The following is a 24,425-nucleotide window of genomic DNA, read 5'->3' as shown; positions in this document are numbered from 1 at the left end:
CAGAAGTGAAACCTCTTTGCGCTGATGGTAGTGTGGGGTTACCCATGTGAGAGTAAGTCATCGCCAGCTCATTCATTCTAAAATCCCCCTGACTCGTAGAGCAGGGGGATTTTTTTATCTGCGGAATAAATTTAAAAAAGCTCTATATGGAGCCTTCTTTATCAAGTATTTGAAAAAAGTGAATATCAAATTTCTTGGATTAAACCTTGATTCTGAAAGAATGAAAATATTTATCCTTAGCCACTTCTTGTACTAAGAAGAAGGATGTAAGGCGATTAAAAGCCCACAAATTTTTTAACCTTATTAAAGTTCATGGTAATAAAATCAGCTTTCTATGCTTTAGACAAAAAAATTAATAAAAGTTTAAATAAAAATTTGGGTAAATAGGATAAGGAATCTTTGGTAATTGAAAAGACTTTTATATATGTATTACTGTATTGAATAAATAGGTATAGCGAATTTTCAATTTTTATCTATGTTGTTTATAAGTCTAAAGTGCTGGACTATGAGTAAATAAAAAATCGCCCTTTAGGCGATTTTTTATCTTTTTAAACTAAAATTTTAAATATTTTAGTTAAACATTTGTGTTGCAGCACAATATAAAACCCAGAGAATAATAATAGCAACTACAGGTTCGAAAATTTTTGACCACCCTGGAACTGTAGTATTTACTACCGCTGCAGCATTGTGTTGATCTTCATTGGCATCAGTATGTTGTTGACTAACCATTTGATTAAACTCCTTCATCGTTGAGTCTAATGATATCTCTTCTTGCACAATTGGTTTAGAGCCTTTTAACTCTGATAGATCGTTTGTTGACCAAACCCAATCAGGGGCTTGACCTGAAAGATGTTCAATTTGTCCTAAAAGTAATTCCCGTAATCCTCGGACTTCGAGATTACCAATGTCATTGAGCTGTTTAAGCTCTGCCAATTGTAATCTTAATATTTCTGTGACTGCTGGCTCTAATTCATTTTTAGCTAATGTAGATTGATTTTTTGACGAAGTGGTTAGATGACGTGCAACCTCTTGAATAAAAAGTTCTTCGGGTGAAGAAATTTCTTGATAAACTTTTTTGTCATTAGAACGCCAAAGTGTAATTAACTTACCCAATACAAGAGCATTTATTTCTAATAAATGCTCTTTTCTATCTTCTCTAGAGTGTTGCTCGAGAAGCTGAGGCTTTTGATTGTTAATCTGCTCAGCAAAATATTGTACTAAATCAAAAGCCATCAATTTACTCCGTCTTATTTTAGTCTAATAACCGTAGGCTCGGTTTTTTCTTAGGTTGTTCAGTTTCTTCTGAAAGTGTTGTTGATTTTAAAGTATCTTCAGGGGTTTGGATATCCTCATATTCATTTGGATCAAAGAATAAACCTTGACCATTTTCACGTGCATAAATGCCCATCACGGCATTTAAGGGTACATATATATCACGTGATACTCCACCAAAGCGAGCAGAGAAGGTGATGGTCTCATTGCTCATATTTAATTTATGTACCGCATGAGGGGCTATATTTAAAACAATTTGCCCATCTTGAATAAATTGTTCTGGAACCATAGTATTCGGTTGTGTGGCATCAACAAGTAAATGTGGGGTAAGGTTGTTGTCACAAATCCATTCATAAATTGCACGCGCAAGATATGGGCGGGTGGGAGTGAAGTTTAATTCCTGATCAGACATTGAAAGATACTCTATTGATTCACTAAAATTTCACGATATTTATTTTTTTCCTGCATAGTCATAGACTTGATAAAAGCAGGACGAGTAAATATCCGTTGGCAATATAATAAAATTGGTCGGCAATGTTGTTTAGGGAGTTCAATCCCCATTGAATGTAACCGTAAAAAGATTGGCGCTAACATGCAATCTAAAATTGTAAAATTTTCTGACATGAAATAGGGGAAATGCTGAAATAATGGTGTCAGTGAAATCAGGATGTCGCGTAGTTGTTTTTGGGCTTTTGCTTTATCTTTTTCATTTAAGCTATCTGGATGACGCAACATGATATCTGCAAGTTTTAGCCAATCTTGCTCAAATCGCCAAATATATTGACGTTGTTCTGAGCGCGGCATGGGGGCATCAGCATACAATTTATTTTGACGATAACGATCATCTACATATTCGGAAATAATACTGGTATTGAACAGTTTAAGTTCATTTTCAATCAGCATGGGTACTTGGTTGTATGGATTTAAGCTGGCGAGATCTTCATCGTCTTCATCCACAATAATAAGATGATATTTAATTTGCTTCTCGGCAAGGACATAGCGAATCCAATGTGAACGAAAGTCATCTGCATGGCTATAGAGTGTAATTCCTTGAACAGGTGCGGTTTCGACGGACATAATCCCAAACAAAGCAAAAAAATGAATAGAATAGGATACTAAAATTCAACCTAAAAAGCACGAAGCATAAAAGATGAATCAACTACAAGAGATGTAGATTATAAGCAAAAATGACTGGAGCAAGAGAATATGATAATTAAACTGGGTTTAATGATGCTGTTTATTTTAATTGGTGTTGCCAACTACTATCTCAGCAAGTCCTTTTGGTGTAATGAAGGAGTGTGGGGTAAAGATGTACATGAACAATAGGAAAATAAATGTTGCCTATAAATTTTCAGGACATAAAAAAGCCTTGGATAAACCAAGGCTTTTTGTCCGATTCGGTAAACGAATTAACGTTTAGAGAATTGAGGACGTTTACGAGCTTTACGTAAACCAAGTTTCTTACGTTCAACTTCACGAGCATCACGAGTAACGAAACCAGCTTGACGAAGAGCAGGTTTTAAGTTTTCGTCAGCAGCGATCAATGCACGAGTAATACCGTGACGGATAGCGCCAGCTTGACCACCAATACCACCACCAGCAACAGTGATGTAAAGGTCAAATTTTTCAGTAACTTCTAAAAGTTCTAAAGGTTGACGAACGATCATACGAGCAGTTTCACGACCGAAATATTGCTCAAGAGTACGATTGTTGATTACGAGTTTACCTGTACCAGCTGATAAGAAAACACGTGCAGTTGCGGTCTTACGGCGACCTGTACCATAGTTAGTAGCCATGTGCTGTATCCCTTAGATGTCCAAAACTTGTGGCTGTTGAGCTGTATGTGGATGCTCAGTACCAGCGTACACTTTCATTTTTTTGATCATTGCATAACCAAGAGGACCTTTTGGTAACATACCTTTAACAGCTTTTTCTAAAACTGCTTCAGGTTTGTGAGCAATTAACTTCTCGAAGTTAGTCTCACGGATACCACCAGGGAAACCAGTATGGCGATAGTATTTCTTATCGTGAGCTTTTTTACCAGTCACAGTAATTTCTTCAGCATTGATTACAACGATATAATCGCCAGTGTCAACGTGAGGAGTATAAGAAGTTTTATGCTTACCGCGTAAACGACGAGCGATTTCAGTCGCGAGACGACCTAAAGTTTTGCCAGAAGCATCAACAACGTACCAGTCGTGTTGAACTTCAGCTGGCTTAGCGCTGAGAGTTTTCATTAAACCACTACCTATTATAGTTGGTTTGGACTATGGAATCTGTCCAAACAAAAGGAGACGCGATTCTAAACGAATACGTGAAGAATCACAAATGAAAAAGCAAATTTCAAGCGCTATATTCTATAGTAAAAATATCGTCGTGCAAAGAATAAGCATAGATAATTTTCTGATTTTTCGACAAAGGGAAATTAAACTTCGTCAGGTCATGAAAAGTTCATCGCATCAAAGGATTTTCAGGTTGAAAATGATTGCGGATCAAAATATGTAACTGGTTAAAGGAGTATATAATGGTGAGATTAGATCACAGCGTAAAAGAGACGGAATATGCTTCCCTTATATGTCACCAGTGGTGAACCTGCAGGTATTGGTCCAGACATTTGTTTAAGTCTGGCGATGCGTATTGATGAACGTCCAATTGTGGTTTTAGCTGATATCAATTTATTAAAAAAACGCGCTGAAATTCTCAATCAAACAGTTGAACTTATTGCATATCAAGGACAATCAGAATCTTCAGCACAAGGTCAGTTATATGTTGAACATGTTCCATTAAACACGGATGTGGTATTAGGTGAGTTAAATGCTGAAAATTCTGCCTATGTATTAGAGCAATTACGTCGTTCTGCCGATTATGCAATGTTGGGTAAAAGTGTCGGTGTCGCAACGGCTCCCGTGCAAAAATCTATTATCAATGAAGCGGGTATTCACTTTAGTGGTCATACTGAGTATTACCAAGAATTTGCAGGTGTTGAACGTGTAGTGATGATGCTGGCGACCAAAACTCTGCGTGTGGCACTTGCGACTACGCATTTGCCTTTACGTGATGTTCCCGATGCCATTACCAAACAACGTTTGCATCAAGTGATTGATATCTTAATTCATGATTTAAAAACCAAATTTAAGATTGAGCAGCCGCATATTTTAGTTTGTGGCTTAAATCCGCATGCAGGTGAGGGTGGCTATTTAGGCATGGAAGAAATTGAAGTGATTAATCCAGTGCTTGAAAGTTATCGAGCACAAGGCATTAATATGAGTTTGAGCCTTCCTGCTGATACCTTATTCACCCCTGAAAATTTAAAAGATGTAGATGCCGTTTTAGCGATGTATCACGATCAAGGCTTACCTGTGTTAAAATCTCAAGGATTTGGTGAAGCCATTAATATTACTTTAGGCTTGCCGTTTATTCGTACTTCTGTAGATCATGGCACAGCGCTCTCCCTTGCAGGTACTGGACTGGCTAAAAGTTCAAGTTTGCACGTTGCTGTCGATTTAGCGCTTGATCTCGCCCGTCACTAATTTCACGTTGGAACTGTTTTTATGTATCAGATTAATGCCCTAAACCCAAAACAGGAAGGGCATCAGGCTCGAAAAAGATTTGGTCAGAACTTCTTACATGATCAACGGGTGATTGCCAAAATTGTGCGATCTGTGAATCCGCGTGCAGGTGAAAATATTGTTGAAATTGGTCCGGGTCTGGCTGCATTAACTTCACCTTTAATTGGTGAATGCGATGCCTTAACCGTGATCGAGCTGGATCGTGATTTGGCTGCAGGTTTGCCCGGCCGTGTACCGCATCCAGAGCGTTTAACCATTATTGAAGCTGATGCATTGAAATATGACTTTACCGAGTTGTTTAAGGAAGATCGTCCGCTACGTGTAGTGGGTAACTTGCCGTATAACATTTCAACACCGCTTTTGTTTCATCTCTTGGAATTTGGTGACAAAGTTAAAGACATGCACTTCATGTTGCAAAAAGAAGTTGTGGATCGTATTACCGCTTCTCCAAATACCAAAGAATATGGTCGTTTATCAGTAATGATCCAGTATTACTGTAAACCGACGTTTTTATTTGAAGTGCCACCAGGATCTTTTAATCCGCCACCAAAAGTGACATCTGCCGTATTCCGTTTAGAGCCATATGCTGTAAAACCGATCGTGGCTAAAAATGAAAAAGCTTTGGCCCGTTTGGTTTCACATGTATTTACCCAACGTCGTAAAACTTTGCGTAATAGCTTGAAAGGTATGTTGGTGGAAGATGGCTTCGAGAATGCCGGTATTGATCCAATGGCACGTCCAGAAACCTTAACCATGGCTCAATTTGTTGCTTTGTCAGATCAAATGGTGGCTTAAGTGGCGCGCTCGGATATTCGATACAATTACGTTATTGGTGATGTTCAAGGCTGTTTTGAAGCATTAAAAGCCTTATTGAAGGAAATCAAGTTCGACCCTGAGCAAGATTTTATCTGGTTTGCCGGTGATTTGGTTGCACGTGGTGAAAACTCGATTGGCGCACTACGTTTTGTTAAAAAGCTGGTCGATCGTGATGTCGCAGCGACGGTATTGGGTAATCATGACCTGACGCTTTTAGCCTGTGCGCGTGGTTTAAAAGCGTTACAAGATAAAGATAATACCCGTGATGTGATTGATGCGATTGATAGTGACGACTTGATTGATTGGTTACGCAAACAACCATTGTGTCTTTTCCCGAATGATCAAACTATTTTGACCCATGCAGGTATCCCATGTATCTGGTCGGCAGAACAAACTTTTGCCTTGGCTAAAGAAGTTGAAGCGATCATCAGTCATGAAGACTTTGCTGTGCTAGATGCTTTCTTAGCCGAGATGTACGGCAAAGAACCTGATCTTTGGTCAGATGATCTGGAGGGTAATGCACGCTTACGTTGTATTACCAACTATTTAACCCGTATGCGTTTAACCAACAGCGAAGGTCGTCTAGAGTTCAGCTTTAAAGATTCACTTGATGATCCAATGCCACAAGGTTTTAAACCGTGGTTTGAATTTGAATCGGAAGCTGCGAAAACCCATCAACTGATCTTTGGACATTGGGCTGCATTACAGGGTAAAACCATTAATCCACAGATTCAGAATGTCGATGGTGGCTGTGTTTGGGGTAAGCAGTTGATTGCCTATCGCCTGGAAGATAAAGAAATATTTAAAGTTAATAATCCAGTGATGTAATGTTTGGATGATTTACAAAATAAAAAAGCCACATGATGTGGCTTTTTTATTTTGTAATTTTTTAGTCCAGTCTAATCCAGGTCTGACTACGTCCTAAAGTTGAAACTCCCATATAGGCTCTCAAGGTTAGGCGCTTACCGGTGGCATTCATTTTAATTTTGGCATCATAGACTTTGCCTGCTAAAGGATCAATCACCCGACCTTTTTCATAGTTATTGGTTCCTTCCACATGTTTTAAGCCCTTAATGATTTCCATACCCAAAATTGGCTGGTTGGTATATGGTGCAGGGCAGTTATTACAGGTTTCTCGCGGAGAATAACCCGGTCGAGGGGTCACTTTAATAATCTTGGCGGTAAAATTGTTGTTGGCTTCTTTATGAATTTTGATAATCGCTTTGGCTGCACCTGATTTATCATCAATTTGCTGCCAAGTTCCAGAAATATCCTCAGCAAAAACATTGCCACTAAAAACCACACTCGCCAAAGTTGCAAGTAACAGATTCTTTTGCATATAAAACCTTTCCATAACTCATTATTTTTTATTGAGTCGGTATCTTAGGTTGATTATGTGATTAGTCAATATTCTGGGGAGTCTACAAAAGATTCAATTATTTTATTGACGAATGTATAAAAGCCACATCATGTGGCTTTTATATGGGTATTTATTTAGTTCAGTCTAATCCAGGTTTGACTACGTCCTAATGCGGATACACCCATATAGCCACGTAAAGTCAAACGTTTGCCATTGGCATTTAAACGAACTTTGGCATCATAAATTTTCCCGGCAAGCGGGTCGATGACACGACCATTTTCGTAGTTATTGCTCCCTTCCATGTGTTTTAAACCTTTAAGGATTTCCATGCCTAAAATTGGATCGTTGGTATATGGAGCGGGACATTTATTACATGTTGCACGAGGAGTGTAGCCAGGACGGGGTGTAACTTTAATAATTTTACCTGTATAGGTATTATTGGTTTCTTTATCAATTTTAATAATGGCTTTAGCAGCACCTGTTTTATCATCAATCTGCTGCCAAATTCCAGAAATATCCTCAGCAAAAACATTGCCACTAAAAAGCACACTCGCCAAAGTTGCAAGCAATATATTCTTTTGCATAAAAAACCTTTCCATAACGCAACACTTTTTATTGAGTCGGTATATTAGACTGATTATGTGATTAGTCAACATTCTGGAGAGTGTGCAAAAAATGAAATTATTATATTGATGAAGGTAAAAAAGCCACATCACTGTGGCTTTTATTTAAGTCGAATCCTGGCTATTCTGCGCGAAGCCAAGTTTGACTGCGTCCTAGTGCGGAGATACCGACATAGCCACGTAAGGTCAAGCGTTTACCATTGGCACTTAGCTTGACTTTAGCATCATAAATTTTGCCTGCAAGCGGATCAATGACACGCCCTTTTTCATAGTTATTTGTATCCGGCACGTGTTTTAAACCAGTGAGAACATCCATACCCAGAATCGGTTGATTGGTATATGGTGTTGGACAATTGTTGCATGACTTTTGAGGTGTATAACCTGGACGAGGAGTCACTTTGACAATTTTACCTGCATAGGTGTTATTGGCTTCTTTACGAATTTCGATAAGCGCTTTAGGTGAGCCTGTTTTATCGTCAATTTGTTGCCAAGTCCCCGACAGATCTTGTGCCAATAGATTTCCACTGAAAAATAAGCCAACGAAAGTAGCAAGCAAAATATTCTTTTTCATATCAATTCCTTCGATTGTGGATTGTAGTTTTTTTATCCATAAGAACATATTATGAGCGTTTTATAATTAGTCAATATATTGCGTCATAACAAATTAAAATAATGTGAAATATTTAAATCACTCGGAATAAAAAAGCCACATAGTGTGGCTTTTTGTCAGAATTAGTCACTTTTAATCCATGTTTGGCTGCGACCAAGTGCGGAAACACCCACATAACCACGTAGAGTGAGACGTTTACCATTGGCACTCAATTTTGCTTTTCCACTGTAGATTTTACCGCTGAGGGGGTCAAGAACTTTGGCATTTACAAAGTGGTTATTATCGGCAGCTTTCAACCCGGTTAAAATATCCAAGCCTAAAATAGGTTTATTAGTATAAGGCGCTGGACAATTTACACAGGTTTCCTTCGGGGTATAACCCGGGCGTGGCGTTACTTTGATAATTTTCGCGGTATAAGTACCATTACTTTCTTGGCGCATTTCAAGAATCGCTTTTGACGAGCCTGTTTTATCGTCAATCGTTTTCCAGGTTCCCGTAATATCATTTGCCAATACATTCCCACTGAAAACTACACTTGCAAAAGCAGCACATAATATATTCTTCTTCATATCAATTCCTGTGAGTTGGAAAATATTTTTTTTATCTATATAAAGATATAATCATCGTTTAGAGATCAGTCAACCTATTGCTTCATAAAAATGAAAAATAATGTGAATTATTTGAATAATAGTGAATAAAAAAGCCACATAGTGTGACTTTTTGTCATATTTAGTCGTTTCTAATCCAGGTTTGACTACGGCCCAATGCTGAAACCCCGACATAACCACGCAGGGTTAAGCGTTTACCATTCGGACTTAATTTCGCTTTCATACTGTAGATATGACCGCTAAGTGGATCAATAATCTTACCGTGAGTAAAATTGGATCCTTCCGCTGGTTTTAAACCTTTCAAAATATCCATGCCTAGAATAGGCTTGTTGGTATAAGGAGCAGGGCAATTCATACAGGTTTCTTTGGGCGTGTAACCTGGACGAGGCGTTACTTTTACAATTTTTGCGGTATAAGTGCCGTTGGTTTCTTGACGAATTTCAATAATCGCTTTTGAAGAACCGGTTTTATCATCAATATTTTTCCAGGTTCCCGCAATGTCTTCAGCAAAAACAGCACTACTGCTGGTAGAAAGAAGTAGGGCTGCTAAAATTTTAAAATTTCTCATCAAAAAAACCTTAGGATAACTTTATGAACAATTTTTATCATAAGGTCAAATTTTGACTATATAAATGTTTATTAATGATTACTCAGTCACATTTTCTGCAAATAAAGTATAAAGGTTGGTAACCAGATAGCTGTAAACACGGCATTTACTGCCATGCCAAAAGCCGCATAACGTCCTGCCACACTGCCTCGTTGCCATGCTTGTGCAGTCCCAATGGCATGTGCAGCCAAGCCCAAGGCCAGACCAGAGGCTCTTTCATCGTGAATATGACGCAAGATAAAAGGAGAAAAAGCAGCGCCAATCACACCGGATAAAATGACAATTAAAATTACCAAGGTGAGTGGTGCATGTAAAAGTGTGGCAATATTAATGGCAATTGGAGTTGTTACCGCTCGAGTTGCAAATGCCATAATGCTTGCATCAGACATATGCAGTAAATAGGCAAGTCCCATCGGTAAAGCTACAGCACTAATACTGGCAAACACCAAAATACCGACAATGGCCTTGAGTGGTAAGTCGTCATAACGCATGGCTGCAAGCGGAATAGCCAAGGCAACGGTGACATAGCCGAGTAAATGATTAAATAGCGGATTGACCTGTGTCATATAAGATTCGTAAGGAATCCCAAATACAAACAGCAATCCAATAATGAAAAACATGCCGATGACAATGACCGGCACTTGTGGAAGTTTTTTATTTAAAGGTTTGGCAATCAGATAGGCGAACAGGGTTAATATAAAACCGTAGAGTACTGCTAACATCATATTTCCCCTATAACCAGCGCTTGGCCATTTTTGCGTAGACCCATAATGGAATCAGAGTACTGATACACATCACTACAAGAAAAACAGGAATTTCCTTTCCCATGTGTACCAACATAATCAGAGAACCGGCACTAATCGGTAAAAAAGCAAAGGCACTTTCTTTCATGATTTTATTGTTGGTGTCGACTAAACGCGCAGGTAATTTGTGGACATTTCTCCAGATAAGCAGAGTCAGCAACAAGCTAATCAAGCCGACCAAATTACCCAGTTCAGGATGATTAAATTGCGTCATTAACCATACTGCTCCCTCACGAAAGCAGATGATTAATGCCAGTGTACCAATCCATGCTGGCCAGTCGATTGTTTTTATCCAGTCCATTTTTACCAAACTTTAAAATTATACTTATCACGTTTTAACCGATTTATCTTTTGATTTCAAATTCCTCTAATGGCCTTTTAAATTGTATGGCTTTTTTTCCCAGAATTTCATCAATCGGCAAATGTGCTTGTTTAATCAATTGTTCCAGCTTTTGTGGCGCAATAATGACGTGTAAATGCAGGTTGCCTTCTTCATCATGATTTTCAGTCTGAATGACATTGAGCGCATACAATTGAGTACGCAATTTTCCATATTCAGGTTTTAACACCAGCTCAAAACTTTGCAATTGTCCCATCAAGCATTCTTGAACTGCTTGGCGTAACAAGTCTAAGCCTTGATTGGCATGCGCAGAGACATAGACACGATCAGGCAAATGCGGTTTTGCATACACAATTTTGGCATCTTCACCGCTAAGATCAATTTTGTTATAGACGCGCAGTACCGGAACATCGACACCGATTTCTTTTAAAACCGATTCTACGGCTTCAATTTGTTCCAGCATATCTGGACTGCTGGAATCGATGACATGCAGCAGCAAGGTGGCCTCAGCCGTTTCCTCAAGTGTGGCTTTAAAGGATTCTACCAAGGCATGGGCGAGGTTACGGACAAAACCTACAGTATCGGCCAGAACCAAAGCCCCGATCCCATCCCAATTTAAACGGCGTAAGGTTGGATCTAGTGTTGCAAACAGTTGGTCTGCCGCATAAACATCAGAGCGCGCCAATAGGTTAAATAGTGTCGATTTCCCCGCATTGGTATAACCGACAAGAGATACTGTGGGAATAGCGGCTTTCTGGCGTGCAGAACGACCTTGGATACGGGTTTGACGCACCTTTTCCAGTTTGTCTTTGAGTTGTCCAATACGTAGACGAAGTAAACGACGATCCGTTTCCAGTTGGGTTTCACCCGGTCCGCGTAAACCAATACCGCCTTTTTGACTATCTAAACTGATGCCGCGTCCGACCAGTCGTGAAGACAGATAATCCAGTTGTGCTAATTCAACTTGAAGCTTACCTTCATGCGTACGTGCACGTTGGGCAAAAATGTCCAGAATGAGCCGGGTACGATCAATCACGCGGCATTGAATGACTCGTTCTAAATTACGTTCTTGGGAAGGACTTAAGGCATGATCAAAAATGACCAAATCTATTTCTAATTCTTTAACTCGCTCCGCGATTTCTTCTGCTTTTCCAGAACCAATAAATAGTTTTGGATCCGGCTTGATCCGTTGAGCGGTCATATGTTCTACAATTTCAGCACCCGCTGACTGGGCTAATAAGCGAAATTCTTCTGCATCAAGGTCATCTAAAAGTTGTACAGAGACACTTACTAATAGGGCGCGTTCGCCACCTTGATGTCGCTCAAAATATTCCACTAAATGCTATCTCAACTACGTTAAAACTTCATTTTAGTAGAAAATAAGCACGGATAGTGAAAAATAGATCAGACTTGCCAAACTAAGGGAATAAAACCCTGAACAAATAAAAATATTTTGCCTAAATACAAAAGTTATCATCCTTGGAATAATTATAAGATATTGATAAAGTTTATTATTTTTCTGGGGGATCAGGTTGCTAACGGATATAGAGCTATTCGTATCATTTATGTTTTAGATCAAAGTAGCGGGTTGATTGGGTTTAATTATTTAATTAAAAAAAAGCAGGATTCGGTTTTTATGATCAATGCAAGATCAAAATGAACAGTATAGAATGGCAGAAAATAAATGATTAAACGCTGTGTCCGGTAATTAGTGATCAATCTATGACTCAATCCTCTGTAACTGAAAGTTCATCGTTAAATAGTATGTCTAAGTTTTTCTTATATAGTAAAAAGTTATTGGCGGTTGTAGCTGCAATTACACAAGGATTTTATCTGGTTTTTCGTCACCGTTTATATAAAGATCCGAATAATCCGTCGAATACGCGTTATGTACAGCATTTTTGCCGTCAATTATGCGAAGTTTTTAATCTTGAAATTCATGTACATGGCGTAATTCCACGTGAGCCAGCGCTGTGGGTGAGCAATCACATTTCCTGGCTCGATGTCGCCGTTTTGGGTTCTGGTGCTCGAGTGTTCTTTTTGGCCAAAGCGGAAATTGAAAAATGGCCCTTACTCGGTAAACTGGCAAAGGGTGGTGGAACACTGTTTATTCAACGTGGGTCTGGCGATTCGGTTAAAATTAAACAGCAAATTACCGAATTTTTAAAACAAGATATTCCGGTGTTGTTTTTTCCTGAAGCGACCACTTCAGATGGTTTAAGAATAAAAAAAATCTATGGACGAATTCTAGCTGCAGCCATAGAAGCCAACCGTCCTGTACAAATATGTCTGATTTGTTATGTTAATCAGGATGGACAACTGGATCTGGTGGCGCCGTTTATTAATGATATAAGCTTTGCCGATCATGTTAAAAAGGTCTTGGAAATGCCTAAAGTGAAAGCGCATTTAATGGCATTGCCGGCAATATCGCCTGAAGGGCATACCGTCGAAACATTGACTCAGGAAGTTCACACCAAAATGATCGAAGGTTTAGTACAGTTGCATCAAATAGCGCTTAAAAGTCCAACGTGAACGGGCAATAAAAATGAATCCCTGACAAAGCGAAGGCTTACATAAAGCCTTCGACTGGCAACCATGAAATGACTTTAACTCCTGCCTTTTGCCACCATTTCATTTTCGGTTCTTTGAGATAGGTTTTGATGCTGCCATCCTGACGTTTAATTTTCCAGTTGATTTTATTGTTGGCATCTAAAACCAGTTTGTAGGCATATTTAGATAAATTCTGATCCATGGTCTGGTGCACAGCTCTGGCTAAATTCGGACTATCCAGCAAGACGCCAATTTCCGTATTTAAATAGGCAGAACGTGGATCAAAATTGAAAGAACCAATAAAGACCTGTTTTTGATCGATCGCCATCAGTTTGGCATGCAGGCTGGAACGGCTTAAACCTTTTAAGCTGACTTTGGCTTTTTCAGCGATTTCCTGGGTGTTGGCATTCAAGTTTTCAGTTTCAGGTACAGATAGAAACTCATATAACTCGACATTGTCCTTTAATAAATTCTTTCGATATTTGCCATAAAAAGCATGCACTAAAAACACGTCATTGGCTTTAAAAGAGTTGGTGAGTACACGCACCTGAATATTATTTTGAGCCAGCTCACTCAGCAGCTTTTCGCCTTTTTTTTCAGGAACGAAATAAGCTGAAATAATATCGACGCTTTGTTCCGGTTTTTCTAAACGATTCAGCAGTTGAAAATTCAGGTGTTGCTCTTTTTTCGCTTTAGACTTGATTTTACTCGGTGAATCACTCACGATTTCCGCTTTGACCCAATCAAATTGGATGCTGCTATTCAGCCATTTTTCAAAGGCATGTGAGCGTGTGGCTAAATCAAGATAGTTCTGAACGGTAATTTTTTGTGAATGTTGCTCGAGTTGCTGTTTTAGACTCTCAAAACGCAATGCATAATGCCGAGGATTGACAATCTGTTTGACCGGAAATGCATAATCATCATTCCAGTATTCATCAAAAGAATGAACAATTTCATCGGATGCAGAGCCGACCAGCATCACATCGACATCAGAAAATTGATAATTGTCGCTGACGTTATAATATTGATTACTCATATTGCGACCGCCAATTAAAGCAATCTGGTTGTCTGCAATAAAGCTTTTGTTATGCATGCGACGGTTGATACGTTTTAAATCCAGCACCATGTCCATGGCACGGTAATGTCTAAAACGGTAAGGATTATACAGTCTGACATCAATATTTTTATGCTGATCGAGTGCCAGATAAATGCCTTCCATCTTTTTGGCATTATTGTCATCCATCAACAAACGGACTTTTACACCACGGTCTGCTGCTTTAATGATGGAATGCAGTGCCAGTGAGCCAATTTTATCGTTGTCCCAGATGTAATATTGTAAGTCTAGAGTTTTTTCTGCTTTATCAATAAGATGTATGCGTGCTGCTAAAGCTTCCAGCGGATCGTACAAAACATGATAACCGGTAAGATTGGGGTTTTGTTCTCTTAACGGTAAAATAATTTGCGCCAATGAGGTTTGTTTGGTTTCGGTATCAAACGCATATTCAATCGGTTGCGGTGTTTGCTTGGGCAGGGTGGTACAGGCGGGAATCCCTATAATCAGGCTACAACTTAACAATACTGTAGTTTTATAAGTAGAGGAGCGATGCAATTTACCAGTATCGAGTTGAGTTGTAGGAGGGGAAGATCGCGCCATAAGTTATAAACAATACCAAAATTGGGTTTGAGTATAATTGCCAGCTGTGAAAAGATAAATATCAGAATAGATGAATGATGTCATATCTTCGTTATCGTTAGAGAAATTATTATGTGGGATACAGACTCGGTCGTTGTTTATTTTTATAGCATTTTTTTTGTGCTTGGGGTTTGGGGTGTGGCACAAGCATGGTTGAGTCAAACGCGCACCGAAACCATTCACCCATTTAAAGCTTTTGTGCATTTACTGGCATTTTACTTATCTTACTTACTGTTTCCTTTATTTTTCTTTAGCCTTTATGCCGGCTGGAGTGGCTATTACTCCATTCACGAATCTATTTTCATCTTCCTGCTGAGTAGCGTGCTGATTTATGCACGCTTTATTGAACCGCAGCATATCATGGTTAAAACCCTACAATATCAGTTGAATCCTGAACAGAAAATACAGCGTCCAGTCAAACTGGCATTGATTGCCGATTTACATATTGGTCTATTTTCCGGCCATGAGCGTCAACTGAAAATTATTGTCGATAAAATTAATCAGCAGAATCCGGATCTGGTCGTTGTTGCCGGGGACTGGACCTATGAACCTGAAAACAAACTTGCCGATGAACTGGCCATTTTACAGAACATTAATGCTCCGGTTTATTCAGTCAATGGCAATCATGATGAACAGTACCCGGGACCACCGATTCAAAACCTGTTGCGGCATGCGTTAAAAGTCAACAACGTGATTGATATTGAAGGTCAAATTGTTGAATTTGATGAATTCAGATTGCTGGGCGTAGGAGATTTATGGGCCGGAAAAACTGATATGCGTTATATGCCAGATTTGCCGCAAGACAAACCCTGGGTGATTTTGTCGCATAATCCTGACACCGTGGATATGGTGCCGCAATTGCCGACACGTCCTTTAATGCTGTCTGGACATACGCATGGGGGACAGGTTGAACTGCCTTGGCTGACCAATTACATCATGAAAAAAGTGTCTATACTGGGACATAAAAAAGGTTTATATCAGCATGAACATGCCGATGTATTTGTCACGGTTGGAACAGGAATGGTGGGTGTACCTTTTCGTTTTCGGGTACCCCCAACGATCGATATCATTGAGCTGGTTTAAATGTTGAAGATCAATTTCTGGAACAATTTTTGACATACCCTAAAGCAAGATTGATTTATAACAATGAGAACAAAACAGGAGAAGAGTATGTCTTTTGCAGACGAGGTGGGGCAGTTTTTTGCTTTAACAGATATTCAATCGGCACAGCTTGAAGCCGGTTTAGTTGCTTTAGAACAGGCTTTTCAGCAAGCCGAAAGTGATGTGGTCAATACACCGGCATTTGCCGGCAGGTTTTATCAAAAGTTTCAGCAACTGGTCACGGCATTTGGTATTGATGAAAATAATGTGGAAGCTTTTCTGGATCATTTATATGGAACAGAAAGATACCGTCAACTGGTGACTTACATTGTTCCGAGTTATTACAATGCCGGTGGCGATCGACAGGTATTTGAAGAACTCTATCAAGAAATGTTAAGTGATGAACAGATTTGAAGAAACAATATAAAAAAACCAGCGTTATGACGCTGGTTTTTTTATTATTTGATGAAATTAAACCTGGTTATTTACATCATCATTTTTGGTTTCACGAATCGCTAAGAAAGCAAGCAGTGAAAGGATTGATGCAGCTGTTAAGTAATAACCTACCGCTTGTAAACCATAAGTGGTTGCAAGTTTAGTGGCAATTAGGGGTGCAAAAGATGCCCCAAAAATACCAGCAAGGTTAAAGGTTAATGCAGAACCAGTATAACGCACTGAAGTCGGGAAAATTTCAGAAAGTACCGTACCAATTGGACCATAGGTTAAACCCATAATCGCTAAACCAATACACAAGAATAAGAACACGATAACTGTGTTGCCAGATTCAAGCATGCTTGCGAACACTAAACCAAACAACGCTGAAGCGATACATACTCCAATTGAAGTTGTCTTACGACCAAACTTCTCGGCAAAAACTGCAGAAAGTGGAATGAATGCAGCAAAACAGAGGGTTGCAACCAATTGCAATTGAAGGAATTCAGCACGGGTATAACCGAGCTTTGTTGTGCCCCAGTTTAATGCGAATACTGTGGTCAAATAGAACACTACGAAGGTACAGATCGCAGCAATCGTGCCTAGAATCAGCATACGCCAGTGTTTGGTCATTACTTCTTTAAAGGGAATATTGACTTCTTTTTGCTTGTCCAATACTTTTTGGAATGCAGGCGTTTCGTGAAGTTTTAAACGAATCCAAAGACCTACAATGACAAGTGCAGAACTTGCAATAAATGGAATACGCCAGCCCCATTGCATAAAGTCTGCTTCAGACATAAATGCGCCCAAGGTCAAGAATGAACCTGTGGCCAAGATAAAGCCGATGGGTGCACCGAGTTGCGGGAACATGCCATACCAGGCACGTTTGCCTTCAGGCGCATTTTCAGTTGCAAGCAGAACTGCACCACTCCATTCGCCACCCAGACCAAGCCCTTGTCCTAAACGACATAGTGCGAGTAGTAATGGGGCAACAATACCAATTTGTGCATAGGTTGGAAGTAAGCCAATACATACGGTTGAAATACCCATAGTGAGTAATGCAGCAACCAGTGTGGCTTTTCGACCAATACGGTCACCTAAGTGTCCAAATAAGGCAGCACCAATTGGACGGGCAATAAAGGCAATAGCAAAGGTTGCTAAAGACTGAATGGTTGCAGTCGTTGGATCTGTACTTGCAGGGAAGAACAAATGAGGAAAAATAAGAACTGCCGCTGTTGCGTAAATATAAAAATCGAAGAATTCGATTGTGGTACCAACAAGACTCGCAGTTAGTACGCGGAATTTTGAATTTGTAGCTACTTCTGTAGTAGCAGCAATAGAATCTGAAGACGCCATGAGAAACCTTACACTTACTAAAAATAAAAAAACTTAGTTTTAAAAGCGTAATCTTTTTAAAAAAGGCGTAATTTCTTAAAAAAATACGAAATACCGACTCATGTCTACGGATTTAGGGTTACTAAAAAATGTAGAAATAGAAGGTTATATCACGTAAAGACAGATCGCTAAGAAATGTGATCCAGCGCCAATCAATACAAATACATGCCAGATAGCATGCGTATATCTTACTCTTTTTAATGCATAAAACAACGCACCAATGGTATAAGCCAGTCCACCAATGATGAGATAGGTCAATGCTTGATCGCTTAAAAAGCGTTGCATATCATCCATTACCAGTAATGCAAGCCATCCCATAGCCAGATAGGCGATGAGTGAAATTTTCTGGAAACGATGAATGAAAACTAACTTGAATAGTGTACCAATTACAGCAATTACCCAAAGTGCAATTAACAGGTATTGTGCTTTTGCCGTTGGAAGCGCGATAGACAAGAAGGGCGTATAGGTTCCAGCAATCAGATAATAAATTGCAGTGTGATCCAGTTTTTTGTACCAGCCCCGACGCTGTGGTGATTCGGCATAGTGATATAAGCTTGAAGCGGCAAAAAGTAAAATCAGGCTCAATGCATAAACACATAGACCAATAAATTGTCCTAGCGGTAAATAACTGCCTTTAATCAGCATGAAAATACTGGCAATGGCTGCTAAAACTGCGCCAAGTGCATGACTAATCGCATTTATTTTTTCTTCTTGTGGATCGTAGGTCTGCAAGTTAGATGTATTCATTGCTTATTTTCTGTAATTAAAAATACACTTGTATAGTAATGAAGTTTTACCTTTAAAGTAAGAAGTTTTACACTGATAACTTAATTTATTCGAGTGATCTGTATGTCTCAATTGGCTTCTCCTTTTATTCAGGAACAACAATTCTTAGATGCTTTTCAGCAAGCCATTGAAACACAAAGTTTTGATCGAATTATTCTTAGCCAGTATAAAGGCGAACTTGAAAACCTGGAGAAAATGACCTTGCGAGTCATTTCACTGCAAGGACAGTCGGTTTTGAGTTGTTTGTATCGTTATAAGACTCAAGATGTCACCAAAAACTATCCTTTAGCGGAAGCCAGCCAGCTCGTTCAAGATTTATTGGCACACTGTAAACAAGCCAATCTGTTTACGGCTGAAGAAGAGTTGCAACTTAAAAAGAACAAGAAAAAAGCCATGCTGACGGTGAGTAAAAATAAATCTGCAGCCAAGGCACAGAATATAGAAAATCAGCAAGGGCATGACCGCACGAAACATCGTTATGTCGATCAAGATAGTTATTTTTTACAGCCCTTAGGCATTACTGACGCGAAAGCGCAAATTATTCCAAGCATGGCGCGTAAATGGAAACAGATTAATAAATTTGTAGAAATTTTCTCGGGTGCTTTGGATCAAATTACACAGCAAGATCATGCTTTGCGTGTGGTCGATTTTGGTTCGGGTAAAGGCTATCTCACTTTTGCCTTATACGATTATCTGGAAAAACAGGGTCAAACGCCATTTGTTACCGGTGTTGAGCTGAATCCGAAAATGGTAGAGTTTTGCCAAAATGTAGCGACAGCGTCTAATTTTAAGCAATTGGATTTTTTTCAGGGTGATGTACGCACCTATCAACCTGAACACCTGGATGTGATGATCGCTTTGCATGCCTGTGATGTGGCGACTGACTTTGCCATTCACACCGGTATTCGTTTAAATGCACAAATGATTATGTGTGCGCCGTGTTGTCATAAAGAATTGCGTCCTCAGCTCAAAAGTCCGGAAGTGTTGAAGCCGATGTTGCAATTTGGCATTCATTTAGGTCAACAGGCGGAAATGCTCACCGATACCATTCGCGCTTTACTACTCAAAGCTTACGGTTATGAAACCAAAGTATTTGAGTTTGTAGCACTCGAACATACCAGTAAAAACAAAATGATTTTGGCGACCAAACGTAAAGATTATCAACAACCCGATCAGGCGGTTTTGGCTCAGATTCAAGCCTTAAAACAGATGTATGGCATTCAAAAGCATTCGCTTGAATTGTTGTTGAATAATCAGTGGGATCAGCAGGATATTGGCTGTAAGTGCTAATTTAAAATGGATAAAGCAGTCTTAAGGCTGCTTTTATGTTTAGGAAGATGATTTTTGATGCCCCCATTTACAATACGCACAGGCAGTTGGGATGAATTGCAAAATGATGCCAAACTGATTCGTGAGCAGGTGTTTATTCAGGAACAGCAGATTGCGGCTGAAGATGAATGGGATGCGGAAGATGCAGTTTCATTGCATTTTGTGGTTTACGATCAAGATCAGCCAATAGCGACAGCGCGATTATTGCAAAATAACAGCGTCGGGCGTGTGGCGGTGCTGAAATCGCATCGTGGTCTAGGCATTGGAAAATTGCTGATGCAACAGATTATTCAGCAAGCCAAATATGAACAGCGCGAATTTTTAAAGTTGTCTTCACAAGTGCATGCCATGCAGTTTTATGCAGCTTTGGGTTTCAAAGTTGAAGGTGAGCAATATCTGGATTGTGGTATTCCACATATTGATATGCGACTGGTATTGACTGGCATGTAGCCATTAAAAAAAAATTCAGTTTTGAAAACATAAAAAGCCACTCAAAGTGGCTTTTTATTTCAGGATTCGACCATGATGCTCGGAATCAGTGACCAGCCCCATGTCCAGCTGATTTTTCAGTTTCTGTCATTGCAGCATGTTCTGCTTCAGTCATATTCATTTCAGCTGTAGTCGGTTCTGATGCAGCAGACGTCGCAGCTTGTTGTGCCTGCTTTTGTTTTTGGCTCGGCATGTAATCAGGTTCGTTGCTTATTGCAAGATAGAAAAATCCCATGAAAAAAGCGCCTAAAATACAAGCAATAATCAGGGCTTTCCAACCCCAAGGGGATTTTTCAGGAGAAGAATTGTCAGTCATAGAAAACACCAAAATGGATAAAAATAAATCAGAATCTATGTAACTTTATAACACAGAATAGAATGAAAACCGACTCATAACTGACTAAACCATTCATTTAAATAAGGGATTAAAAATTAATTTTAACAGATGGATCTTTGTTTAAGTGAGCTCGACGTTTATATCGGGCTTAGGTAGGAAGGCTTAGAAGGTGGGTACATATTTTTATTACTCAAAAAACCTTAAATGTATTAAGGCCCTTATCTTCAATAAAAAGAAAGGGCGTTAATGCTTTATAGCTTAAGTGGTGTTATGAAATTTTCTCGCCAGTGTGCACTTTATCTTTCAGCAATTGTGGCGCTTTAAAACGCTCACCGTATTTAGCTTCAAGTGTATTGGCACGGATCAAGGCTTTTTCCAGACCATACTGGTTTAGGTATTGTATGGCTCCACCTGTCCATGGCGCAAAACCAATTCCAAAGATCGAACCAACATTGGCATCTACAACTGATTCCAACACGCCTTCTTCATAGCAGCGCAAAGTGTCCAGCGCTTGAACAAACAGGAAGCGGTCAATCATTTCCTGTTCGGATATCTCCACGTCTTTTTTCCAGTGGCTTAAACCTTCCCATAAATGTTTTTTACCCCCTTCAGGGTATTCATAGAAACCCGCACCCGCAGCTTTACCTTTACGGTTAAATTGATGAATCATGCTTTCAATCACATCATCTGCAGCGGAACGTGGCAGGTCTTTGCCTTCTGCTTGCAGGGCTTTACGCGTCTCATTCGCGACATGGTCAGACAAGGATAAAGATACTTCATCCTGAATCGCAAGGGGACCAACAGGCATACCGGCTTTGAGCGCTGCCATTTCAATCTTGGCAGGATGAACCCCTTCAGCAAGCAGTCGTAAACCTTCTTGCACAAAAGTACCAAACACACGACTGGTGAAGAAACCACGACTGTCATTCACCACAATCGGGGTTTTTCCAATTTGTTGTACAAAATCAAAAGCCTTGGCTAAGGTTTCATTTGATGTATTTTGTCCTTTGATGATTTCCACCAGTTGCATTTTATCGACCGGGCTAAAGAAATGCAGACCAATGAAATGGCTATCATCCTTAGAAGCTTTAGCGAGTCCTGTAATTGGCAGGGTAGAGGTATTTGATGCCATCACACCGCCAGTTACCAAATAGCTTTCAGCTTCTTGGGTGACTTTGGCTTTGAGTTCTGGATTTTCAAACACGGCTTCAATGATCAGGTCGCATCCCTGTAATTCGGCAGCATCGGCAGTTGCTGTAATGAGACTTAACATCTGATCACGTTTTTCTGTACTAAGACGACCTTGAGATACTTTTTTATCCAGCAACTTTTGGCTGTAGGCTTTGCCTTTTTCAGCCGCTTCTATAGATATATCTTTTAGAACAACCTGAATACCTTTAGATGCTGTGGCATAAGCAATCCCTGCACCCATCATCCCGGCACCTAAGATACCGACTTTAGTGGCTTTCCATTTGGCAATGTCTTTCGGACGGTTTGCACCTGATTTAATTGCATTCAAACCATGCCAGAATGTACCAATCATATTTTTGGAAATTTGACCGGTCGCAAGGTAGGTGAAATAACGCGATTCAATGGTCAGTGCGGTATCGACATCCACCTGTGCACCTTCAACGGCTACGGCCATAATCGCTTCAGGGGCAGGGTAGCAACCTTTGGTCTTGTCACGCAGGATCGCAGGTGTAATCGCAAGCATTTGAGCGACTGCCGGCGTTGAAGGCGAGCCACCTGGAATTTTGTAGCCTTTTACATCAAAAGGTTGTTGAGAGATGGGATTGGCTTTGACCCAGGCAATGGCTTTGTCTAACAGTTCTGGTTCGGTTTCCACAATATCGTGAATCAGACCTAAAGATTTGGCTTTCTCTACCCCAAACTGTTTGCCTTCCATCAACAGTGGAAATGCATTTTGTAAACCAAGCAGACGCACCATACGCACGATTCCGCCACCGCCCGGCAATAATCCTAAAGTCACTTCAGGTAAACCGAACTTGGCTTTTGGGTCATTCAGTGCAATACGATGGTGACAACACAAAGCCAGTTCCCAGCCACCACCGAGCGCCGTGCCATTGAGTGCGGCAACCACAGGAATACCACGCGTTTCGATATAACGCAGTTTGGCTTTCATCTCTTCAACCATGTGAAAGAATGCGGTGGCATGATCCGGCTCTACCTCAATCAGTTCATCCAGGTCACCACCGGCAAAAAAGGTTTTTTTCGCGGAACGGAAAATGATCCCTGAAATTTCTGCATCTGCCTGTAGTTTGGCAACAATGTCTTCCAGTGCAGCACGGAAATCCGCATTCATGGTGTTGGCAGACTGGTTGGGAGAATCTAGTGTGAGTATGACAATGTCATCGGCATTTTTTTCAAATTGAATTGCGCTCATTGTTGTTCTCCTTATACCAATTCAATAATCGTTGCGATGCCCATACCACCACCAACACATAAAGTAGCTAAACCGCGTTTTTTGCCCTGACGTTCCAGTTCATCCAGCAGTGTGCCCAAAATCATCGCACCGGTTGCCCCCAGTGGATGTCCCATCGCAATTGCCCCACCGTTAACATTAACTTTAGCCGGGTCAACGTTGAGTTCGGTAATAAAGCGCATCACCACCGCTGCAAAAGCTTCATTGACTTCAAACAGGTCGATGTCATTAATCGTTAGACCTGCTTTTTTCAAGGCTTTACGCGCTGCAGGAACAGGCCCGGTCAGCATAATGGTGGGGTCGGAGCCAACCAATGCCGTTGCTAAAACTTTGGCACGTGGTTTTAAACCTTGTTCTTGCACCGCTTTTTCTGAAGCAATCAAAACCAGCGCAGCACCATCGACAATGCCGGATGAATTTCCTGCATGATGCACGTGATTGACTTGACCGACTTCAGGATATTTTTGTAGGGCGATGGCATCAAAACCCATTTGTCCCATCATGGCAAAACTGGGATTAAGTTTGGCTAAACTTTCCGCGGTGGTGGTTGGCTTAATAAACTCGTCTTGGGCTAAAATTGTTACCCCAGCTTTGTCTTTAACCGGCACAATCGATTTGTTGAAATAGCCATTGGTTTGTGCAGCGGTAGCTTTACGTTGTGATTCAGCTGCGAATGTGTCGACATCTGAACGACTATAACCGTCAATGGTGGCAATCAGGTCAGCACCAATCCCTTGCGGAATAAAGTCACAGGCCATGTTGGTTTCTGGATCAAGTGCCCAAGGACCGCCATCTGAACCCATCGGCACACGCGACATGGATTCCACACCACCGGCAACCACGATATCCTCCCAACCCGAACGGACTTTCATGGCTGCCATATTCACAGCTTCAAGTCCTGATGCACAGAAACGGTTGATCTGCACACCCGCGACATCATTGTCCCAACCTGCAGTAATGGCCGCCGTTTTGGCAATATCAGCGCCTTGATCACCAATTGGAGTGACACAGCCCAGTACAATGTCATCGACTTTTGATGTATCTAGTTGATGACGGTCTTTTAGTTCATTGAGCAAAATGGTCAGTAGGGTAATCGGTTTCACTTGATGCAGTGAACCATCTTTTTTTCCTTTTCCGCGTGGTGTGCGAATGGCATCAATGATGTAGGCCTCGCTCATAGCTGTTCCTTTGTTATGACTTTTAAATTGTTATACTTTTCGAGTTTAATGATTAATTTTTGAAGTGCAATGACGAGAACGGAT

General features: G+C 40.3%; 27 protein-coding genes. 8 read left to right on the top strand and 19 right to left on the bottom strand.

Annotated features, from left to right (window positions below):
• Nucleotides 1-570: 570 nt before the first annotated feature.
• The 5 genes from HLH18_RS10880 to rplM all read right to left on the bottom strand — a co-directional run bounded on the left by HLH18_RS10880 (nucleotide 571) and on the right by rplM (nucleotide 3,509).
• Complete coding sequence (locus tag HLH18_RS10880) at nucleotides 571-1,233, bottom strand: hypothetical protein (RefSeq protein ID WP_171546844.1); 663 nt, start codon at nucleotides 1,231-1,233, stop codon at nucleotides 571-573.
• Nucleotides 1,234-1,252: 19 nt separating this feature from the next.
• A complete protein-coding gene (locus HLH18_RS10875; protein WP_171546843.1) occupies nucleotides 1,253-1,684 on the bottom strand; it encodes a ClpXP protease specificity-enhancing factor in 432 nt (143 codons plus the stop codon).
• Nucleotides 1,685-1,695: 11 nt separating this feature from the next.
• Nucleotides 1,696-2,349: a glutathione S-transferase N-terminal domain-containing protein gene (locus tag HLH18_RS10870; RefSeq protein WP_171546842.1), complete on the bottom strand. Its 654-nt coding sequence runs from the start codon at nucleotides 2,347-2,349 to the stop codon at nucleotides 1,696-1,698.
• Between the two features lie 332 nt (nucleotides 2,350-2,681).
• Entirely contained in the window at nucleotides 2,682-3,068 is a 387-nt protein-coding gene (gene rpsI, locus HLH18_RS10865; RefSeq protein ID WP_131290207.1) for a 30S ribosomal protein S9, read from the bottom strand.
• Nucleotides 3,069-3,080: 12 nt separating this feature from the next.
• Nucleotides 3,081-3,509 (bottom strand): 50S ribosomal protein L13, encoded by a 429-nt coding sequence (rplM, locus tag HLH18_RS10860; RefSeq protein ID WP_067724808.1) that lies wholly within the window; start codon nucleotides 3,507-3,509, stop codon nucleotides 3,081-3,083.
• Between the two features lie 324 nt (nucleotides 3,510-3,833).
• Between rplM and pdxA the strand changes: the two genes are divergently transcribed.
• From pdxA to HLH18_RS10845, 3 genes are read left to right on the top strand one after another with little or no spacing between them, the layout of a single operon-like run.
• Nucleotides 3,834-4,802, top strand: a complete 969-nt coding sequence (gene pdxA, locus HLH18_RS10855) for a 4-hydroxythreonine-4-phosphate dehydrogenase PdxA (protein ID WP_171546841.1) — start codon at nucleotides 3,834-3,836, stop codon at nucleotides 4,800-4,802.
• Nucleotides 4,803-4,823: 21 nt separating this feature from the next.
• Nucleotides 4,824-5,636, top strand: a complete 813-nt coding sequence (gene rsmA, locus HLH18_RS10850; RefSeq protein ID WP_171546840.1) for a 16S rRNA (adenine(1518)-N(6)/adenine(1519)-N(6))-dimethyltransferase RsmA — start codon at nucleotides 4,824-4,826, stop codon at nucleotides 5,634-5,636.
• A gap of 15 nt (nucleotides 5,637-5,651) precedes the next feature.
• Nucleotides 5,652-6,485: a symmetrical bis(5'-nucleosyl)-tetraphosphatase gene (locus HLH18_RS10845; RefSeq protein WP_171546850.1), complete on the top strand. Its 834-nt coding sequence runs from the start codon at nucleotides 5,652-5,654 to the stop codon at nucleotides 6,483-6,485.
• 61 nt (nucleotides 6,486-6,546) lie between these two features.
• On the opposite strand, the gene HLH18_RS10840 is transcribed toward HLH18_RS10845, so the two are convergent.
• From HLH18_RS10840 to hflX, 8 genes are all read right to left on the bottom strand, one after another.
• Nucleotides 6,547-6,996 carry a DUF2147 domain-containing protein gene (locus tag HLH18_RS10840; protein WP_214647326.1) on the bottom strand — a complete coding sequence of 150 codons (450 nt, stop codon included), beginning with the start codon at nucleotides 6,994-6,996 and terminating at the stop codon, nucleotides 6,547-6,549.
• Nucleotides 6,997-7,151: 155 nt separating this feature from the next.
• Complete coding sequence (locus HLH18_RS10835; protein ID WP_171546838.1) at nucleotides 7,152-7,601, bottom strand: DUF2147 domain-containing protein; 450 nt, start codon at nucleotides 7,599-7,601, stop codon at nucleotides 7,152-7,154.
• Nucleotides 7,602-7,761: 160 nt separating this feature from the next.
• Nucleotides 7,762-8,211 (bottom strand): DUF2147 domain-containing protein, encoded by a 450-nt coding sequence (locus tag HLH18_RS10830; RefSeq protein WP_171528893.1) that lies wholly within the window; start codon nucleotides 8,209-8,211, stop codon nucleotides 7,762-7,764.
• A 161-nt stretch (nucleotides 8,212-8,372) separates the two neighbouring features.
• Nucleotides 8,373-8,819 (bottom strand): DUF2147 domain-containing protein, encoded by a 447-nt coding sequence (locus HLH18_RS10825; RefSeq protein WP_131290185.1) that lies wholly within the window; start codon nucleotides 8,817-8,819, stop codon nucleotides 8,373-8,375.
• Between the two features lie 160 nt (nucleotides 8,820-8,979).
• Nucleotides 8,980-9,426, bottom strand: a complete 447-nt coding sequence (locus HLH18_RS10820; protein WP_131290182.1) for a DUF2147 domain-containing protein — start codon at nucleotides 9,424-9,426, stop codon at nucleotides 8,980-8,982.
• Between the two features lie 86 nt (nucleotides 9,427-9,512).
• Complete coding sequence (locus HLH18_RS10815) at nucleotides 9,513-10,187, bottom strand: LrgB family protein (protein WP_171528895.1); 675 nt, start codon at nucleotides 10,185-10,187, stop codon at nucleotides 9,513-9,515.
• A gap of 10 nt (nucleotides 10,188-10,197) precedes the next feature.
• Complete coding sequence (locus HLH18_RS10810) at nucleotides 10,198-10,569, bottom strand: hypothetical protein (protein ID WP_171546837.1); 372 nt, start codon at nucleotides 10,567-10,569, stop codon at nucleotides 10,198-10,200.
• A gap of 43 nt (nucleotides 10,570-10,612) precedes the next feature.
• Complete coding sequence (gene hflX, locus HLH18_RS10805) at nucleotides 10,613-11,944, bottom strand: ribosome rescue GTPase HflX (RefSeq protein ID WP_131290177.1); 1,332 nt, start codon at nucleotides 11,942-11,944, stop codon at nucleotides 10,613-10,615.
• A 386-nt stretch (nucleotides 11,945-12,330) separates the two neighbouring features.
• Between hflX and HLH18_RS10800 the strand changes: the two genes are divergently transcribed.
• Nucleotides 12,331-13,140: a lysophospholipid acyltransferase family protein gene (locus tag HLH18_RS10800; RefSeq protein WP_171546836.1), complete on the top strand. Its 810-nt coding sequence runs from the start codon at nucleotides 12,331-12,333 to the stop codon at nucleotides 13,138-13,140.
• A gap of 37 nt (nucleotides 13,141-13,177) precedes the next feature.
• On the opposite strand, the gene HLH18_RS10795 is transcribed toward HLH18_RS10800, so the two are convergent.
• Nucleotides 13,178-14,812 carry a phospholipase D family protein gene (locus tag HLH18_RS10795; protein WP_171546835.1) on the bottom strand — a complete coding sequence of 545 codons (1,635 nt, stop codon included), beginning with the start codon at nucleotides 14,810-14,812 and terminating at the stop codon, nucleotides 13,178-13,180.
• Nucleotides 14,813-14,923: 111 nt separating this feature from the next.
• Here HLH18_RS10795 and HLH18_RS10790 point away from each other — a divergent pair, with 111 nt between their 5' ends.
• A complete protein-coding gene (locus tag HLH18_RS10790; protein ID WP_171546834.1) occupies nucleotides 14,924-15,934 on the top strand; it encodes a metallophosphoesterase in 1,011 nt (336 codons plus the stop codon).
• Between the two features lie 87 nt (nucleotides 15,935-16,021).
• Nucleotides 16,022-16,366, top strand: a complete 345-nt coding sequence (locus HLH18_RS10785; protein ID WP_131290164.1) for a hypothetical protein — start codon at nucleotides 16,022-16,024, stop codon at nucleotides 16,364-16,366.
• A 57-nt stretch (nucleotides 16,367-16,423) separates the two neighbouring features.
• Here the strand turns inward: HLH18_RS10785 and HLH18_RS10780 are convergent, their stop codons facing one another.
• Both HLH18_RS10780 and trhA read right to left on the bottom strand, forming a co-directional pair.
• Nucleotides 16,424-17,740, bottom strand: coding sequence for an MFS transporter (locus HLH18_RS10780; protein WP_171546833.1), 1,317 nt, complete (start codon nucleotides 17,738-17,740; stop codon nucleotides 16,424-16,426).
• A 144-nt stretch (nucleotides 17,741-17,884) separates the two neighbouring features.
• The gene (gene trhA / locus HLH18_RS10775) at nucleotides 17,885-18,526 is read right to left on the bottom strand and encodes a PAQR family membrane homeostasis protein TrhA (RefSeq protein WP_171546832.1); all 642 of its coding nucleotides are present in this window, start codon (nucleotides 18,524-18,526) and stop codon (nucleotides 17,885-17,887) included.
• A 102-nt stretch (nucleotides 18,527-18,628) separates the two neighbouring features.
• Between trhA and HLH18_RS10770 the strand changes: the two genes are divergently transcribed.
• Together HLH18_RS10770 and HLH18_RS10765 are read left to right on the top strand one after the other, a co-directional pair.
• Nucleotides 18,629-19,855, top strand: a complete 1,227-nt coding sequence (locus HLH18_RS10770; RefSeq protein ID WP_171546831.1) for a class I SAM-dependent methyltransferase — start codon at nucleotides 18,629-18,631, stop codon at nucleotides 19,853-19,855.
• Nucleotides 19,856-19,912: 57 nt separating this feature from the next.
• On the top strand, nucleotides 19,913-20,344 hold the full coding sequence (locus HLH18_RS10765) for a GNAT family N-acetyltransferase (RefSeq protein ID WP_171546830.1): 432 nt from the start codon (nucleotides 19,913-19,915) through the stop codon (nucleotides 20,342-20,344).
• Between the two features lie 85 nt (nucleotides 20,345-20,429).
• Here HLH18_RS10765 and HLH18_RS10760 read toward each other — a convergent pair whose 3' ends face one another.
• The 3 genes from HLH18_RS10760 to HLH18_RS10750 all read right to left on the bottom strand — a co-directional run bounded on the left by HLH18_RS10760 (nucleotide 20,430) and on the right by HLH18_RS10750 (nucleotide 24,341).
• Entirely contained in the window at nucleotides 20,430-20,699 is a 270-nt protein-coding gene (locus tag HLH18_RS10760; RefSeq protein ID WP_171546829.1) for a hypothetical protein, read from the bottom strand.
• 289 nt (nucleotides 20,700-20,988) lie between these two features.
• On the bottom strand, nucleotides 20,989-23,124 hold the full coding sequence (locus tag HLH18_RS10755; protein WP_171546828.1) for a 3-hydroxyacyl-CoA dehydrogenase NAD-binding domain-containing protein: 2,136 nt from the start codon (nucleotides 23,122-23,124) through the stop codon (nucleotides 20,989-20,991).
• A gap of 11 nt (nucleotides 23,125-23,135) precedes the next feature.
• A complete protein-coding gene (locus HLH18_RS10750; RefSeq protein WP_171546827.1) occupies nucleotides 23,136-24,341 on the bottom strand; it encodes an acetyl-CoA C-acetyltransferase in 1,206 nt (401 codons plus the stop codon).
• Nucleotides 24,342-24,425: the final 84 nt, after the last annotated feature.

The organism is Acinetobacter sp. ANC 5414 (genome assembly GCF_013004295.1).
Lineage (GTDB): Bacteria > Pseudomonadota > Gammaproteobacteria > Pseudomonadales > Moraxellaceae > Acinetobacter.
This window is presented reverse-complemented; position numbering and strand designations above follow the sequence as displayed.